The sequence below is a fragment of the Nonomuraea sp. NPDC050394 genome (assembly GCF_044459065.1).
GTDB lineage: Bacteria > Actinomycetota > Actinomycetes > Streptosporangiales > Streptosporangiaceae > Nonomuraea.
This window is the reverse complement of sequence record NZ_JBITIO010000006.1, coordinates 204,645-220,850: the sequence shown is the minus strand read 5'-3', so window position 1 is coordinate 220,850 and position 16,206 is coordinate 204,645. Positions and strand designations below refer to the sequence as shown.

13 protein-coding genes are annotated in these 16,206 nt (G+C 72.1%); 9 read left to right on the top strand and 4 right to left on the bottom strand.

The annotated features are described in order from the left end of the window. Positions 1-144 precede the first annotated feature (144 nt). The 6 genes from ACIBKY_RS24860 (at position 145) to ACIBKY_RS24835 (ending at position 8,233) form a co-directional block, all read left to right on the top strand. Positions 145-2,664: a PA14 domain-containing protein gene (locus ACIBKY_RS24860; protein WP_397099836.1), complete on the top strand. Its 2,520-nt coding sequence runs from the start codon at positions 145-147 to the stop codon at positions 2,662-2,664. 13 nt (positions 2,665-2,677) lie between these two features. Beyond that, a complete protein-coding gene (locus ACIBKY_RS24855; protein ID WP_397099834.1) occupies positions 2,678-3,739 on the top strand; it encodes an ABC transporter substrate-binding protein in 1,062 nt (353 codons plus the stop codon). 4 nt (positions 3,740-3,743) lie between these two features. Continuing rightward, complete coding sequence (locus ACIBKY_RS24850) at positions 3,744-5,252, top strand: sugar ABC transporter ATP-binding protein (protein WP_397099832.1); 1,509 nt, start codon at positions 3,744-3,746, stop codon at positions 5,250-5,252. Continuing rightward, on the top strand, positions 5,245-6,162 hold the full coding sequence (locus ACIBKY_RS24845) for an ABC transporter permease (protein WP_397099830.1): 918 nt from the start codon (positions 5,245-5,247) through the stop codon (positions 6,160-6,162). Before ACIBKY_RS24850 ends, ACIBKY_RS24845 begins: the two co-directional genes overlap by 8 nt. Then, positions 6,159-7,124, top strand: coding sequence for an ABC transporter permease (locus ACIBKY_RS24840; RefSeq protein WP_397099828.1), 966 nt, complete (start codon positions 6,159-6,161; stop codon positions 7,122-7,124). Before ACIBKY_RS24845 ends, ACIBKY_RS24840 begins: the two co-directional genes overlap by 4 nt. Before the next feature lie 164 nt (positions 7,125-7,288). Beyond that, positions 7,289-8,233 (top strand): sulfotransferase family protein, encoded by a 945-nt coding sequence (locus ACIBKY_RS24835; RefSeq protein WP_397099826.1) that lies wholly within the window; start codon positions 7,289-7,291, stop codon positions 8,231-8,233. A 94-nt stretch (positions 8,234-8,327) separates the two neighbouring features. Here the strand turns inward: ACIBKY_RS24835 and ACIBKY_RS24830 are convergent, their stop codons facing one another. The 3 genes from ACIBKY_RS24830 to ACIBKY_RS24820 form a co-directional block, all read right to left on the bottom strand. Next, positions 8,328-9,224, bottom strand: a complete 897-nt coding sequence (locus tag ACIBKY_RS24830) for a hypothetical protein (protein WP_397099824.1) — start codon at positions 9,222-9,224, stop codon at positions 8,328-8,330. Positions 9,225-9,328: 104 nt separating this feature from the next. After that, positions 9,329-9,994 carry a response regulator gene (locus ACIBKY_RS24825; RefSeq protein ID WP_397099822.1) on the bottom strand — a complete coding sequence of 222 codons (666 nt, stop codon included), beginning with the start codon at positions 9,992-9,994 and terminating at the stop codon, positions 9,329-9,331. Continuing rightward, the gene (locus ACIBKY_RS24820; RefSeq protein ID WP_397099820.1) at positions 9,991-11,124 is read right to left on the bottom strand and encodes a sensor histidine kinase; all 1,134 of its coding nucleotides are present in this window, start codon (positions 11,122-11,124) and stop codon (positions 9,991-9,993) included. The genes ACIBKY_RS24825 and ACIBKY_RS24820 overlap by 4 nt, the downstream gene beginning before the upstream one ends. 163 nt (positions 11,125-11,287) lie before the next feature. Here ACIBKY_RS24820 and ACIBKY_RS24815 point away from each other — a divergent pair, with 163 nt between their 5' ends. Further along, positions 11,288-12,478, top strand: coding sequence for an alpha/beta hydrolase family protein (locus ACIBKY_RS24815; RefSeq protein ID WP_397099818.1), 1,191 nt, complete (start codon positions 11,288-11,290; stop codon positions 12,476-12,478). Positions 12,479-12,526: 48 nt separating this feature from the next. On the opposite strand, the gene ACIBKY_RS24810 is transcribed toward ACIBKY_RS24815, so the two are convergent. Then, positions 12,527-13,849, bottom strand: a complete 1,323-nt coding sequence (locus ACIBKY_RS24810; RefSeq protein ID WP_397099816.1) for a serine hydrolase domain-containing protein — start codon at positions 13,847-13,849, stop codon at positions 12,527-12,529. 167 nt (positions 13,850-14,016) lie between these two features. Between ACIBKY_RS24810 and ACIBKY_RS24805 the strand changes: the two genes are divergently transcribed. Together ACIBKY_RS24805 and ACIBKY_RS24800 are read left to right on the top strand one after the other, a co-directional pair. Continuing rightward, positions 14,017-14,625, top strand: a complete 609-nt coding sequence (locus ACIBKY_RS24805) for an FMN-binding negative transcriptional regulator (RefSeq protein WP_379624800.1) — start codon at positions 14,017-14,019, stop codon at positions 14,623-14,625. After that, on the top strand, positions 14,622-16,118 hold the full coding sequence (locus ACIBKY_RS24800; RefSeq protein ID WP_397099815.1) for an amidohydrolase: 1,497 nt from the start codon (positions 14,622-14,624) through the stop codon (positions 16,116-16,118). Before ACIBKY_RS24805 ends, ACIBKY_RS24800 begins: the two co-directional genes overlap by 4 nt. Positions 16,119-16,206: the final 88 nt, after the last annotated feature.

Genomic DNA, 16,206 nt, shown 5'->3' with positions numbered 1-16,206 from the left:
GTGGCCCGAGCATAGTCGACCAGAGATGGACTGCCCATCTCTGACCATTTCAGAACGAATCTGATCGAGTTTGCTTGACCACCGTGTCGGAATGGTGCTTTCTTTGGTCGAGATGGCGCTCGTTTTCGATCGGAAGGCAGCTCCGTGATCACACGCCTCTCCTTAGCACTGGCCGTTCTGCTCAGCGTGATGTGGCCGCTCTCCCCCGCGGCGGCGACGCAGGCGGAGCGGCATGGCCTCAAGGGCGACTACCACCTGAGCACCGGGCCGGGCACGTTCGACTTCGGTGAGCTCAAGGCCACCGTCGTGGATCCGAACATCGACTTCTCCGACCTCAACCCCGCCCTCGCGGAACTGACCGGCCGCGACGAGAACGTCACCGTACGGTGGACCGGGCGCATAGCGGCACCCGCGGCGAACACCTACACCTTCTCCATGATCGGCGACAACGGCTTCCGCCTCTGGGTCGACAACAAGCTGATCATCGACAACTGGCGCGACATCTGGGACGTCGAGCAGATCGGCACCCCGATCGCCCTGGAGGCCGGGCGGGCGTACGACATCAAGATCGAGTACTTCGAGCACTTCGGCGGCGCCAACCTGCGGCTGCGCTGGCAGAGCCCGGACCTGGCCAAGACCGTCGTGCCCGAGACGGCGCTCTTCCTGCCCGAGGGCTTCGACCCGCCGGGCCCCATCCAGGCCGAGGTCGGCAAGGCGGGCGACACCGCCACCCTGACCTTCGCCAAGCCGCTCAAGCCCGTCACGGCCGCCACCGGATTCAAGATCACCACCGGTGGATCGGCCTGGCCGATCACCTCCGCCTCCTCCTCCGGGGCCACGCTGACGTTCAAGCTGGGGGCCAAGATCCCGCTCGAGGCCGGCAACGGCGTGCGGGCCGCCTACGACGGCACCGGCGGCGTCGAGTTCGCCGACGGCACCGCGCTGCCCGCCTTCCCCCGTGCCGCGCTGGCCAACCGCTCCGAATATCTCCTGGCCAGCAAGTTCGCCAAGGACATGAACCCGGCCAACCCGCTGCCCGAGTACCCGCGGCCGCAGCTCGTGCGCGAGCGCTGGCGCAGCCTCAACGGGCCGTGGCAGTTCGCCGCCGCCGAGGCGGGCGAGCAGCCGCCGGTCGGCAAGAACCTGGCCGAGCGGATCACCGTGCCCTTCCCCGTCGAGTCGGCGCTGTCCGGCATCGGCAGGAGCGAGGACCGCATGTGGTACCGCAGGACCTTCGAGGTCCCGAACGGCTGGCGCGGCGAGCGGATCATCCTCCACCTCGACGCCGTGGACTGGGAGTCCACCGTCTACGTCAACGGCACCCGCCTGGCCACCCACCGCGGCGGCTACGACCGCTTCACCGTCGACGTCACCGACGCGCTCAGGCGCCGGGGTCCCCAGGAACTGATCGTCGGCGTCTACGACCCCACCGACAAGGGCAACCACCCCACCGGCAAGCAGCGCCTCACTCCCGGCAGCATCTGGTACACGCCCAGCTCGGGCATCTGGCAGACCGTCTGGATGGAGCCCGCGCCGCGCAACCGGATCCTGTCGGTCGACTCCGTGCCCGACCTCAAGGGCCAGAGGCTGAAGGTGACCGTCAACGCCGGCCTCGCCGGCACGCGGGTCAGCCTGGTGGCGCGGGACGGCTCGAGGGTCGTCGGCCGCGTGAGCGGGCGCTCGGGCACCGAGCTGAGCCTGCCGGTTCCCAAGCCCAAGGCGTGGACCCCGGACACCCCCTTCCTGTACGACCTGACCGTCACGACCGGCGACGACTTCGTGCGCTCCTACTTCGGCATGCGGGAGATCTCGATCGGCCAGGTCGCCGGTAAGACCCGGATGCTGCTCAACGGCCGGCCCGTCTTCCAGCTCGGCCCGCTCGACCAGGGGTTCTGGCCCGACGGCCTCTACACCGCCCCCACCGACGCGGCCCTGCGCTACGACCTGGAGGTCACCAAGCAGGCCGGGTTCAACACGGTGCGCAAGCACGTCAAGGTCGAGTCCGACCGCTGGTACCACCATGCTGACAAGCTCGGCCTGCTCGTCTGGCAGGACATGCCCTCGACCTCGGGCAACACCAACCAGGCCCAGTTCGAGACCGAGTTCCGGCGCATCGTCGACCAGCACCGCGCCAGCCCCTCGATCGTCATGTGGGTGCCGTTCAACGAGAGCTGGGGCCAGTACGAGGTGGCCAGGGTCGCCGACCTGGTCAAGAGCTGGGACCCCGCACGCCTGGTCGACAACCAGAGCGGCGTCAACTGCTGCGGCGCCACCGACGGCGGCAACGGCGACGTCATCGACTGGCACATGTACCCGGGCCCCGCTCCGGTCTCGCCGCCGAGCGCGACCAGGGCCTCGGTCCTCGGTGAGTACGGCGGGCTCGGCCTGCTCGTCATCGGCCACACCTGGTCCGGCGGCGGCTGGGGCTACCGCGTCGAACCCGACGCCGAGACCCTCACCACCCGCTACGTCGAGATGGACCAGACGCTGCGGCGGCTGCACGCCTGCGAGGGCCTCAGCGCCGCGATCTACACCCAGACCACGGACGTGGAGGTGGAGCTCAACGGGCTCATGACCTACGACCGGGCGGTCATCAAGCCCGACCTCGCCAGGGTCCGGGCCGCCAACCGGGCGCTCGTCGACGAGATCTCGCCCGCCTGCTAGGAAAGGAACCACCATGTCCCGCATCGCGATCCTGGCGATGGCCGTCCTCGTGACCGTGGCCGGCTGCGCCAAGGGCGAGGAGCCGCAGACGGCGGCCGCGCCGTCCTCCACGGCCGGTCAGCAGGTCGTCAAGACGCCCACCGGCACCGCCGAAGGACCGGCCTGCACGCTGGAGCGCTTCGGCGGCACCGCCTTCGACCTGAAGAGCGCCACGGTCGGCTTCTCCCAGTCGGAGAAGGAGGCCAACCCGTTCCGCATCGCCGAGACGAAGTCGATCAAGGACGAGGCGGCCAAGGTCGGCATCACCAACCTGAAGGTGACCAACGCCCAGTCGCAGTTCTCCAAGCAGATCACCGACGTGGAGCAGCTCATCGCGCAGGGCGCCAAGCTCCTGGTGATCGCGCCCCTGAACTCCGACGGCTGGGAGCCGGTGCTGCAGCAGGCGGCGGCCAAGAAGGTCCCGATCATCACCGTCGACCGGAAGATCAACGCCAAGGCCTGCACCGACTATCTGACCTTCATCGGCTCTGACTTCTACGAGCAGGGCAAGCGGGCCGCCGACAAGATGATCGAGGCGGTCGGCGGCAAGGGCAAGGTGGCGATCCTGCTCGGCGCGCCCGGCAACAACGTCACCACCGAGCGCACCAACGGCTTCAAGGACCGGGTCAAGGAGAAGGCCCCCGGCATCACGATCAGCTTCGAGCAGACCGGCGAGTTCGCGCGGGAGAAGGGCCAGCAGGTCACCGAGCAGCTCATCCAGTCCAACCCCGACATCAACGGCATCTACGCGGAGAACGACGAGATGGCGCTCGGCGCCGTGACCGCGCTGAAGGGCGCGGGCAAGCAGCCGGGCGACATCAAGATCGTCTCCATCGACGGGACCAGGAGCGCGGTCCAGGCCATCGTCGACGGCTGGCTCCACTCGGTGATCGAGTCGAACCCCCGCTTCGGCCCGCTCGCCTTCGAGACCGCCGCGAAGTTCCTCGGCGGCGAGGGCATCGCCGAGAAAGTGATCATCTCCGATCGCGAATACGACCAGGCCAACGCCAAGGACTCGCTCGGTGAAGCGTACTGAACCCATGTTGGAAGCTCGGGGGATCACCAAACGCTTTCCCGGCGTGGTGGCGCTCGACGACGTGCATCTCGCCCTCGGGGCCGGCGAGGTGCACGCCCTCGTGGGCGAGAACGGCGCCGGCAAGTCCACCCTCATCAAGGTCTTCACCGGCGTCTACCGGCCCGACGGCGGCGAACTGCGCTACAACGGAGCCCCGGCCGCCTTCGCCTCCCCCCTGGAGGCGCAGCGGGCCGGGATCTCCACCATCTACCAGGAGGTCAACCTCGTCCCGATGATGAGCGTCGCGCGCAACCTCCTGCTCGGCCGCGAGCCCCGCGGCCGGCTGGGGGTGATCGACACCGCCAGGCTGTACGGCGAAGCCCGCGCCGTCCTGCGCGGCTTCGGCCTCGACACCGACGTCAGGCGCCCGCTGCGCGGCCTCGGCGTCGGCGCCCAGCAGATGGTCGCCCTGGCCAGGGCGGTCTCCGTGGACGCCAAGGTGGTCATCATGGACGAGCCCACCTCGTCGCTGGAGCCGCGCGAGGTCGAGACGCTGTTCGGCGTCATCGGCCGGCTGCGCGAGTCCGGCATCGCGGTCATCTACGTCAGCCACCGCCTCGACGAGCTCTACCGGATCTGCGACAACGTGACCGTGCTGCGCGACGGCCGCGTGGCGCACACCGGGCCGCTGGCGGACCTCGACCGGCTCAAGCTCATCTCCCTCATGCTCGGCCGCGACCTGGCCGAGGTGAAGAGCGGCGGGCTCACCCGCTTCAACCGCGACCAGGGCGCCGTGAACGGCACGCCCGTCGTCGAGGCCCGCGGGCTGACCCGGCGGCACGTGCTCTCCGACGTCACCGTCGCCGTCCGGCCCGGCGAGGTGGTCGGGCTCGGCGGGCTGCTCGGCGCCGGCCGTACGGAAACCGCGAAGGCCATCGTCGGCGCGCTGCCCCTGGACGGCGGGCAGGTGCTCGTGGCGGGGGCGCCGCTGCCCCGCGGCGGGACCAAGGCGGCGATCAGCGCCGGCGTGAGCATGCTGCCCGAGGACCGCAAGGCCGAGGGCATCATCCCCGGCCTGTCGGTGCGCGACAACATCGCGCTGGCCGCCCTGCCCTCGCTGGCCCGCGCGGGGGTCGTGTCCGACTCCCGGATCGACCGGGTGGTGGAGATCTTCATGCGGCGGCTGCGGATCAAGGCGTCCTCGCCGCACCAGGCCGTGTCGGAGCTGTCGGGCGGCAACCAGCAGAAGGTGCTGCTGGCCCGGTGGCTGGCGGTGCGGCCGAAGGTCCTGCTCCTCGACGAGCCCACGCGCGGCATCGACGTCGGCGCCAAGGCGGAGGTGCAGGCCCTCATCGACGAGCTCGCCCGGGAGGGCCTGGGCGTGCTGCTCATCTCCTCGGACCTGGAGGAACTGGTCGAGGGCGCGGACCGGATCCTCGTCCTGCGCGAGGGCGCGGTGGTCGGCGAGCTGTCCGGCGAGAACGTGACCGAGGAGAAGATCATGGCGGCCATCGCGGAGCGCGCCGATGACTAGGTGGATCCGCGACTACGGCGTCTACGCCGCGGTGCTCGCGCTGCTGCTGTTCAACGTGCTGTTCACGCCGTACTTCCTCGACGCGGCCAACTTCCGCACCCAGCTCGTCCAGGTCTCCCCCATCGTGATCATCTCGCTGGGCATGGCGCTGGTGATCGGCACGAAGGGCATCGACCTGTCCGTGGGTTCGGTGATGGCGATGGCCGCCGCGCTGACGGCCCTCTATCTGGGGTACGGCGCGGCCGCCGCCCTCGTGGTCGCGCTGATCGGCGGCGCCGTCGCGGGCGCGGCGGGCGGCACGCTCGTCGCCTACGTGGGCATCCAGCCGATCGTGGCGACCCTGGCCCTGCTCGTCGGCGTGCGCGGGCTGGCCAACGTGCTCGTGCCGCAGCTGGTCGAGTTCCGCAACCCCGACCTCATCGCGCTCGGCAGCAGCTCGCTGTTCGGCGTCCCGCTCATCGTGATCATCGCCGGCGTGCTGACGCTCGTGGTGGCCTTCCTGGTGCGCAGGACCACGTTCGGCCGGCAGGTGGTCGCGATCGGCGGCAACCGGGCCGCGTCGGAGTTGTCCGGGCTGCCGGTGAAACGGGTCCTCGTGCTCGTCTATGTGATCTCCGGGCTGCTCGCGGCGCTGGCCGGGGTGCTGGCGACCGCCCGGCTGCAGGCCAGCGACCCCACCTCGCTCGGCATGTTCATCGAACTGTCGGCGATCACCGCGGTCGTCGTGGGCGGCACGCCGCTGTCGGGCGGGCGGATCAGGGTCGCCAGCACCGTGATGGGCGCCCTGCTGATGCAGTTGCTGTCGGCCACGCTCATCAAGCACAACCTGCCCCAGTCGTGGACGCAGATGGTCCAGGCGGTCATCATCCTCGCCGCCGTGTATGTGACGAGGGAGCGTGCCAAGCGATGACGACCGTCACCCGCAGGGAAGAGATAGGCCGGGTGCTCCAGCAGCACGGCGCGCTGATGGTGCTCGGAGTGCTGATCGTCGTCGGCACGCTGGCCTTCGACTCCTTCGCCACCGTGGGCAACGCCGCCAGCGTCGTGGTCTCCTCCTCGTTCCTGGCCGTCGTCGCGATCGGCATGACCTTCGTGATCATCGGCGGCGGCATCGACCTGTCCGTCGGTTCGCTGTTCGTGCTCGGCGGGGTGCTCGCCGCCGCCGGTTCACGCTACGGCTTCGCCGCCGCGCTGCTCCTGCCGCTGGCCGTCTGCGGGCTGGTCGGCCTGGTCCAGGGTCTGATCATCGCCAGAACCGGCCTCGCGCCCTTCATCGTCACGCTGGCCGGCCTGCTCGGCGTACGCGGGCTCATGCTGGCCATCTCCGACGAGGGCGCCACCACGTACCTGGTCTCCGATCCGGCGTTCGCGGCGCTCGGCCAGGGCGAGCTGCTCGGGCTCACCTATCCGGTCTACGTCACGATCGCGCTCGTGCTGGCGGCGATGGTGCTCCTGCAGCGGACCGGGTTCGGGCAGAACGTCTACGCCATCGGCGGCAACGAACAGGCGGCGGCGCTCATGGGGGTGCCCGTCGCCCGTACGAAGGTCCTGGTGTATCTGATGTCCGGGCTGCTGGCGGGGCTGGCCGGGGCGCTCAACGCCGCCCGGCTGTCCTCCGGCGTGACCATCCTCGGCATCGGCATGGAACTCGACGCCATCGCCGCGGTGGTCATCGGCGGGACGCTGCTGACGGGCGGGGCCGGGGGCGTCACCGGGACGGTGGCCGGGGTGCTGCTGCTCGGTGTGATCCAGAGCCTGATCAACCAGGTCGGCAACCTCACCTCCTCCTTCCAGCAGGTGGTCAGCGGGGCGTTCCTGGCGCTGGTCGTGGTCGCGCAGCGGCTGCTCAGCAAGGCACAACGGCTGAACTGACGTTTGACCTGGAGTGAACTCCAGGCTCTGGCGCCCTCGGCCGGGCTCACCGGCATCGACGCCTTCGCCTGATCGACGATCCTCGCCGAAGACGTCTGCCCGGGAAGGCTTGCAATGTCCCACACATTTGGTAGGAAAAAGGGGGTACAGCCTAAGGAGCGACCATGCCCCTTCCGGACTTCCTCGTCATCGGCGCCCCCAAGACCGGGACGACCGCCCTGCACGCCGCGCTCCAGCGCCATCCGGACCTCTTCCTGTCCGCGGTCAAGGAGCCCAAACACTTCCTCACCGGCGGTCCGCCGCCGACGCAGGGCGGTCCCGGCGACGCGGCGACCTACCGCGAGCACGTGTGGCGGCGCCAGGACTACGAGGCGCTGTTCTCCGGGGCGCCGCCGGGCGCGCTGCGCGGGGAGGCGACGCCGTTCTATCTCTATGACCTGGCCGCGCAGCGGCGCATCCACGCGGCCGTCCCCCGCGCCCGGCTCATCGCGATCCTGCGCGATCCGGTCGAGCGGGCCCATTCCAACTGGGTCCACCTGTGGTCGGCGGGGCTGGAACCGCTCGACGACGTCGTACGCGCGTGCGCCGACGAGCCGCGGCGGATCGCGGCGGGCTGGGCGCACTTCTGGCACTACACCGGCCTCGGCAGGTACGGCGGGCAGCTCGCCCACCTGTTCACCCTGTTCCCGCGCGAACAGGTGCTGACCTTCCGCTATCGTGACCTGCTCGACCGCCCGGCCGAGACGCTCGACCGGATCTGCGCCTTCCTCGGCGTCACCCAGGGGCTGCTCACCGAGGTGCCCAGGGAGAACGTCACCGCCCATCCCGGCCGGCGTCCCTCGTTGCTGTCGGCGTTCCGGCGGCGGGTGCGCGGCGAGCTGGCCGACCGCGTCGAGACCCGGCTGCAGCGCGACGGCCTGGCCCGGCGTCCGTTGACGTGGGAGCAGCGGCGGGAGCTGATCACCTGCTTCGCCGCCGACATCCTGCTCCTGCAGCAGGTCACCGGCGAGGACTTCAGCGACTGGCTCGGCCCCAAGGAGCGCTCGGGCGGCCTGGTCGGCCCCCGCCCGCCGGGCCAGCGCCAGGCCAGGAACGGCCGCCCCACCTGACCGGCCCTGCCGATCCGGCAGGGCTGCCGATCCGGCAGGACCCGGATCATGCAGGACCCGGATCGGGCAGGGCTCGGGTCGGGCAGGGCTCGGGTCAGCGGAGTTCCGTGCGGAGCTCGTGGGCGCCGTCCGGCCTCGTGTACTCGTAGTACAGCCGGGTGCCGCCCCCGGGCAGGTCGAGGATGTCCAGGTAGCGCAGGCCACCCCCGTGGTACGGCGAGGCGGCCGCGGGCCGCGTGCCGACCGGCGTCATCGAGGCGGGCTCGTCGCCCCGCGCGAGCCCGGTCCGCTCCTCGTAGTTCTCCGCCGCGCTGGCCCGGCCGTCGTAGAAGGCCACGACCCGCTCGCCGTCGAAGCGGACGGCGCTGACGCGCACCCCGCGGGCGTCCCAGAGGCCGGGGCGGCCGCTCAGCGCCGTTCCGTGCCAGGTCCAGTCGAGGCCGTCGGCGCTGGTGGCGTAGTCGGTGACCATCTGGTCGGCCTCGCCGGGGTCGGCCAGCGGATGACAGGAGGCCCACAGGTGCCATTGGCCGCGCCGCCGTACGATGACGGGGTCCTTCACGCCCGTCTTCGGGTCGCCCGGCAGGACGGTACGCCGCGCGGCCGGGTCGAATCCGGACGGGTCGGCGGCTTCGAGCACCTCAACCCGCCAGTGCTTGGTTCCGGGGGTGGCGCAGCTCAGGTAGAGCCGCCAGCGTCCCTCGGGCGTGCGGACCAGGGCGGGCCGTTCCAGCGACTCGGCGGCCATCCGCTCGCGCGTGATCGTCACCAGCGGCTCGAAGCGCTCGCCGTCGGCGGAGCGGGCGACCACGATCGCGTACCCCCGCCCCTCTCCCACGGGACGGCGCAGCCGGTAGGCGAGGTAGACCAGCCCATCGCAGGCCACCGCGCTCGGCGCGCCCGCCCAGTACCCCTCGCCGGACACCGGGGGGCCGATCGCCACCACCGATCGGCCGGGGTCGGGAAGCATCTGCTGGATATCGATCGACATGGACATGACAGTAGGGCCCGGTCCCAGGCTGCACATGGGGCTTCACCTTCACTTGGAAGATTCATGTATTCCCTATTTACTTTATAGGAAATACGGCGGGCGTGTCACGGCCTCGCCGGGCGGATGAGGCCGCTCTCGTAGGCGAACACCACGACCTGGGTACGGTCGCGCAGCCCCAGCTTCACCAGGACCCGGCTGAGGTGCGTCTTCACGGTGGCCTCCGCCAGGCACAGGGCGGTGGCGACCTCGGCGTTGGACAGCCCGCGCGCCACCTGGACCAGGACCTCGCGTTCGCGGGAGGTGAGCTCGGCCAGCCGTTCGTCCTGCTCGGGGGCGCCCGGCATGAGCTGCGGCGCGAACCTCTCCAGCAGGCGGCGCGTGATCCGCGGCGACACCGCGGCCTCGCCCGCCGCGACGTTGCGGATCGCGGTCAGCAGATCCTCGGGCCGCGTGTTCTTCGGCAGGAACCCCGCCGCCCCGGCCTTCAGCCCGGCGAAGGCGTACTCGTCCAGATCGAACGTGGTCAGGATGAGCACGCGCGCCGCCGGGGTGTCCCTGGCGATCCTGCGGGTGGCCTCGATCCCGTCGACGCCGGGCATGCGCACGTCCATCAGCACGACATCGGGGCGCAGCCGCCTGGCCAGCCGCGCGGCCTCCTCGCCGTCGCCCGCCTCACCCGCCACCTCCATGTCCGGCTCGGCCTCGAACACCATGCGGAACGCCATGCGCAGCAACGACTCGTCATCGACCAGCAACAGCCGGATCGTCATGGCGCGCCCCTGCCCGCCAGATCCGCGGCGAGGTCGAGCCGGGCCGCCACCCGCCATCCCCCGCCGGGCACCGGCCCGGCCTCGAAGGTCCCGCCGTAGCCGGCGACCCGTTCGCGCATCCCGGCCAGCCCCCGCCGGTCGCCGGCCCCGGGCTCCGGCGCCCGGCCCGTGGGCGCGTCATTGGTGATCTCGACGGTGGCGTGGCCCGGTGTCATGGCGAGCGTGACCTCGGCCGTCGCGCCCGGGGCGTGCCTGAGGACGTTCGTCAGCGCCTCCTGGGCGAGCCGGTAGACGGTGAGCTGGGCGGCGGCCGGGATCGCGGCGGGATCGCCGGTCACCTCCAGGCGGGTCGGCAGCCCGGCCGCGCGCATCCTGCCGGCGAGGGCGCCGAGCTGGGCGATCCCGGGAGCCGGGTGCAGCGGCTCGGCCATCTCGCCGAGGGCGCGGCGCATGTCCGCCAGGGCCTGCCGCCCGGTGTCGGCGATCTGGTCCACGGCGGCCGCCGCGCGCTCGGGGGCACGATGGCGCACGTACGCCGCGCTGTCGGCCAGCGCCACCATGACCGACAGGTTGTGCGTGACGATGTCGTGCAGGTCGCGGGTCATGCGGGCGCGCTCTTCGGCCACGGCGAGCCGGGCGCGCCGCTCGCGGTCGTGCTCCAGCGACAGCACGTACGCCCGACGTTCCCGCGCCCACAACCCCGTGGTGAGGGCGGCGGCGACCAGCGCCGTCAGAGCCGCGGCCGTGAACGGGAACTGGCCGGGCGGCGCCCAGCGGGCCGCGGCCAGCAGCGCTCCCGCCTCCAGCGTCACCCCGGCCGCCGCCGTCCACCGCCAGGTGCCGCGCGCGGCGACGGTGTAGAGCGCGACCAACAAGGACACGTCGGCGGGAAGCTGCACGCCGGCCACCCACTGAACGGCCGCCGCCACCGCGATCGCGAAGAACACCGTCACCGGCGCCCGCCGCCGCCACACCAGGGGCGCCACCAGAGCGACCTGCAGCGGGACCAGCTCCGCCCGTGCCATCACCTGTCCCGGCCCGAGCGTGACCACGAAGATCGCGGCCGCCAGCAGCCCGTCGACCGGCAGGGACGAGCGTCGGGCGAGTGCCATGAAAGCGGCCGGCATCATGGCGTTCACCCTAGTTGTCCTGCGGGTACGCTCCCCATCCTCCTCCGGGATGAACATCCGGCCGGGTCATCCGGAAGTCGCAGGCGGGGATCAGCCGTTCGCCGCTGGGCCGGGCCCCGCCCCGCTGCGAGCCTGTCGGGACGTTTCCCGTAAGGAGTCCCAGATGACCTTCACCATGATCCCCGCGGCCCTCACCGCGCTGACACTCGCCACCTCGGCCGCCGGCGCCGGGCAGCCCGTGACCGTGGACCTGCCCGCGCCGGGCGGGCCGTACCGTGTGGGAACGGTCGCGATGCGGCTGGTCGACACCTCGCGCCCCGATCCGCTGGTCCGCTCGAAGCCCTACCGGGAGCTGATGGTCAGCTTGTGGTACCCGGCCAAGGAGAGCGGCGCGCCCGTCGCCCCGCACATGGCGCCCCTCGCCGCGGCCGACTGGGACCGCCACTCCGCCCCGCCCATGGGCATCAAGGCGGGCGCCGTGAACTGGGCCGCCACGGCCACCCATGCGCGCACCGGCGCACCCGTGGATCCCGGGGCGGGCAAGCTGCCCGTGGTCCTGTTCGGCTCCGGGGACGGCGGCCCGCGCACCCTCGGCACCACCCTGGTGCAGGACCTGGCCTCGCGCGGCTACCTGGTCGTCACCGTGGACCACACTTATGAGGCCGACCAGGTGGAGTTCCCCGGCGGGCGGGTCGTGCGGGCGCTGCCCCTGCCGTCGAAGCTGACGCCGCGCGTCATCGCCAAGCTGCTGGCGCGGCACTCGCAGGCGCGTCTGGCGGACATGCGGTTCGTCCTCGGCCGGCTCGCCGCGCTGGCCGGCGGCGGGAGGCTGGGGACCGAGGCGCGGCTGCCCGACGGGTTGCGCGGAGCGCCGGACCTGTCGCGGGTGGGGGCGCTCGGGCAGTCGCTCGGCGGGTCGGTGGCCGCGCAGCTCGTCCACGACGACCGGCGGGTGGACGTGGGGGTGAACCTCGACGGCGGCTACGTCGGCCGGGTGGCCAAGACCGGCGTCGGCCGGCCGTTCCTGCAGTTCGCGGCCGAGGCGCACACCCGGGAGAGCGAGCCGAGCTGGAAGTCCTTCTGGCGGGCCTCGACCGGCTGGAAGCGGGAGCTGCGCTTCGCCAAGGCCGCGCACGGCTCGTTCACCGACCTGCAGGCGATGCTGCCGAAGATCGCCGAGACGGTGCCGAAGGTGCCGGTCGCCGACTACGTGGGCACCATCGACCCGCGGCGGTCGGTCGCGGCGCAGCGGGCGTACGTGGCGGCCTTCTTCGATCTGCACCTGAAGAACCGGCCCACCCGGCTGTTCGACGCGCCCAGCCCCCAGCACCCCGACGTCTCGATCATCCCCTGACTCCGTGCCGGGCCGGCCGGGAAAGGACTGCCCGGCCGGCCCCTGGGGTCAGCGGATGCGGCGGGCCGCCCTGCCGCCCAGGTGCAGGAAGGAGATCTCACCCGCGTCGTCGCGCAGGAACCGGCCCACGGCCCGCTGCGGGTCGGCGGCGAGGGTCACGTCGTCACCCCCCTCGACCAGGGCCAGCGCCATGTCGGGCATGCCCTCCACCCCGGCGGCCACCAGCTCCGGCGTGAGCACGAACCGCGCCACCAGGTTCTCGTCCACCTCGAAGACCCACTGGCCGGCGTCATAGCCGCCGGCGTATTCGGGGGCGGGCTCACGCAGCGTCAGCCGGGCCTCGTCGCGTTTGGCGTCGAGCAGGTGCTCCAGGCACCAGTCGGTCACCCGCCTGCCCAGGACCTTGCCCGGCCCGGAGTTGGTGAGCGTGGTGACGGCGAAGCCGTGCTCGGGGGCCAGGACGAACGTGGACAACTGCACGTTGCCGATGTTGCCGCCGTGGGTGACCAGGCGGACGCCGCCCTGCTCCTCCAGCAGCCACGGCAGGCCGACCCCGGACCACGGCACGCCGACGGCGACGTGCTCGGACCGCATGAGCTCCCTGGTGGCGGCATTGACCGGCCGTTCGCCGCCCAGGCCCAGGTGGAAGGCGGCGTAGCGGAGCTGGTCGCGGACCGACGAGGCGAGACCGCCCTCGGCCATGGCGTCGCGGAACAGGCCCCAGGTGTGCGACACGTGCGCGCCGTCCTCGCGCACGACGTGGCCGACGGCGTGCGGGCGGGTGGCAGCCTCCCAGGGGAAGAAGAAGCTGTCGCGCATGCCCAGCGGCCGGAGCACGACCCGCTCGACGACACTCTCGTACGGCTCGCCGCACACGACCTCGATGACGCGCCCGAGCAGCCGGAACCCGGCGTTGCTGTAGGAGGCGAGCGTGCCGGGGGCGAAGAGCTGGGGCAGCCGCTCGTAGACCTTGATCGCCTCGGCCAGCGCCTCGTCGCCCCAGCTCTGGCCGTCGTCGATGTCGCCGAGGAACCCGCCGGTGTGGGTGAGCAGGTGCCGGATGGTCACCTCCCGCGCGGCGCTCTCGTCGGCGAGCCGGAACTCGGGCAGGTACGTGCGTACGCGCCCGTCGAGGTCGAGCCGGCCCTCCTCGATGAGGTGCATGATCACGGTCGCGGTGACCGTCTTGGTGGTCGACCCGATCTGGAACAACGTGTCGGCCGTCACGGGCACCGGCGCGTCGACGCTGGTGACGCCGGTGGTGAGCACGTGTTCCGCGCCGTCGAACAGCACGCCCACGGCGGCTCCGGGGACGTGCAGGGAAGTCGCCTCGCTGTCGAGCAGGCTCTGCAGGTGGGTGAGGTCAGCCATTCGCTCATCCTGCTGCCCGGCGGCGGGGGCGGGCTTCGTCGCCGCGCACCATTTCCGCCCGGCCGTTCGTGCGGCAACGGCCCCTTGTGCTCTGAGCACAAACGAACCCGCCGCCTTGTCGCCGCGTCACCTTGGCCTGGGGTGGCCTGGGCGGCGATAGTCGTGCCGTGCGCCACAACCCTGACTACCTGCTCGACGACCACACCCGCATCCGCGCGCTGATCCGCGAGAACCCGTGGGCGACGCTGGTCAGCGACGGTCTGACCGCCTCTCACCTGCCCGTCCTGCTGGAGGACGGCCCCGGGCTGTCGGTGGTGAGCCATCTCGGCCGCCCCGACGACGAGCTGCACCGGCTCGGCGAACGCGAGGCGCTGCTGATCGTCGCGGGCCCCAACGGCTATATCTCTCCCGGCTGGTACGGCACCGGCCCGGCCGTCCCCACCTGGAACTACCTGGCCGTCCACCTCTACGGCCGCCCCGAGGTCCTGAGCCCGGAGGAGACCTACCAGGTCCTGGTGGACACGGTGGACCGGTTCGAGCACGTGCTGCCCGCGCCGTACCGGATGGACGAGTCCTACGCGCGCCGGATCGCGCCCGGCGTCGCGGGATTCCGGCTGCGGGCCGAACGCGTGGAGGGCAAGGCGAAGCTCAGCCAGGACAAGTCACCGGAGATCGCACACAACATCATCCGCGCGCTCGACGCGGACCCCTCATACGCCAATCCCGCGCTCGCGCGGGAGATGCGCGAGGTCTGGACCCTGGAGGAGACTCGATGACCACGACGACGACCCTGCTGCGCGGCGCGCGGACCGGCCCCTCCGGCCCCCTTCGCGACGTACTCGTCTCCGGAGGACGCGTCGCGAACATCGCCGAGCGCATCCCGGCCGAGCCCGGCTGGGAGGTGGTGGAGGTGGCGGGCCGTACCGTGCTGCCGGGGCTGTGGGACCACCACGTGCACTTCGACCAGTGGATCATGGCCAGGCAGCGGCTGGACCTTTCGGGCGCCGCCTCCGCCGCCGAGGCGGTGGCCCTCGTGGCGGAACGTCTGCGCACGCGGCCGCCGGAGCCCGGCCTGCCCCTGGTGGGCTACGGCTTCCGCGACGCCCTCTGGCCGGACCCGCCGCACCGCGACCTCCTGGACGACGCCGCGCCGGAGGCGGCGCACGTGCCCGTGATCCTCATGAGCGGCGACCTGCACTGCTGCTGGATCAACTCGGCGGCCGCACGACGTTACGGCTGGTCGGAGCACCCGACCGGCATCCTGCGCGAGTCGGAGTGGCAGGCCATCCAGCAGGACATCACCAACGTCCCCGCTCCCCTGCTGGACGGCTGGGCCGAGGTCGCCACCGCGGAGGCGGCGGCCCGTGGCGTCGTCGGCGTGGTCGAACTGGAGGCGCCCTGGCGGCTGGACGCCTGGACGCGGCGGGTGCGGGCGGGCAACCGGGCGCTGCGCGTGGTGTGCGGGGTCTGGCCGGCGTTGCTGGAGGAGGCGGTGGCGCGCGGGCTGCGTACCGGGGAGGTGATCGACGGGACCGGCGGCCTGGTCGAGATGGGCCCGTTCAAGGTGATCACCGACGGCTCGCTCAACACCCGCACCGCCTACTGCCACGACCCCTACCCCGGGCTTGAGGACGGCACGCACCCGCACGGCATGCTGCTCGTGCCGCCGGACGAGCTGGTGCCGATGATGGAGAAGGCGTGGGCGGCCGGGCTGCGACCGGCGGTGCACGCGATCGGCGACTGGGCCAACAACCTGGCGCTGGACGCCTTCGAGCGGGTGGGCGCGCAGGGCGCGATCGAGCACGCGCAGCTCCTGGACGACGCCGACCTCGGCCGGTTCGCCGCGCTGGGCGTGGTGGCCAGCGTGCAGCCCGAGCACGCGATGGACGACCGTGACGTGGCCGACCGCATCTGGGCCGGGCGCACCGGCCGGGCGTTCGCGTTCGGGGCGCTGCTGGCCGCCGGGGCGCGGCTCGCGCTGGGCTCGGACGCGCCGGTCTCGCCGCTGGACCCCTGGATCACGATGGCCGCGGCGGTGGACCGCGGCCGGGACGGCAGGCAGCCCTGGCACCCCGAGCAGGCGATCCCGATCGAGGCGGCCATCGCTGCCTCGACCAGGACCGGCCGGGCGGAGCTTGCGGCCGGGGACGAGGCCGACCTCGTGGTGACGGGCGCCGACCCGTTCACCGCCTCGGGCGCTGAGCTGCGCGCGATGCCCGTGGCCGCGACGATGCTCGGCGGCCGATGGACGTGGCGCGAGGCCGTCTGACCGTACCGGAAACCACGGCCCGTGACGGCGTACGCCCGCCGTCACGGGCCTTCCAGGCGTTGAGCAGCCTGACCGTGACGGCGTACGC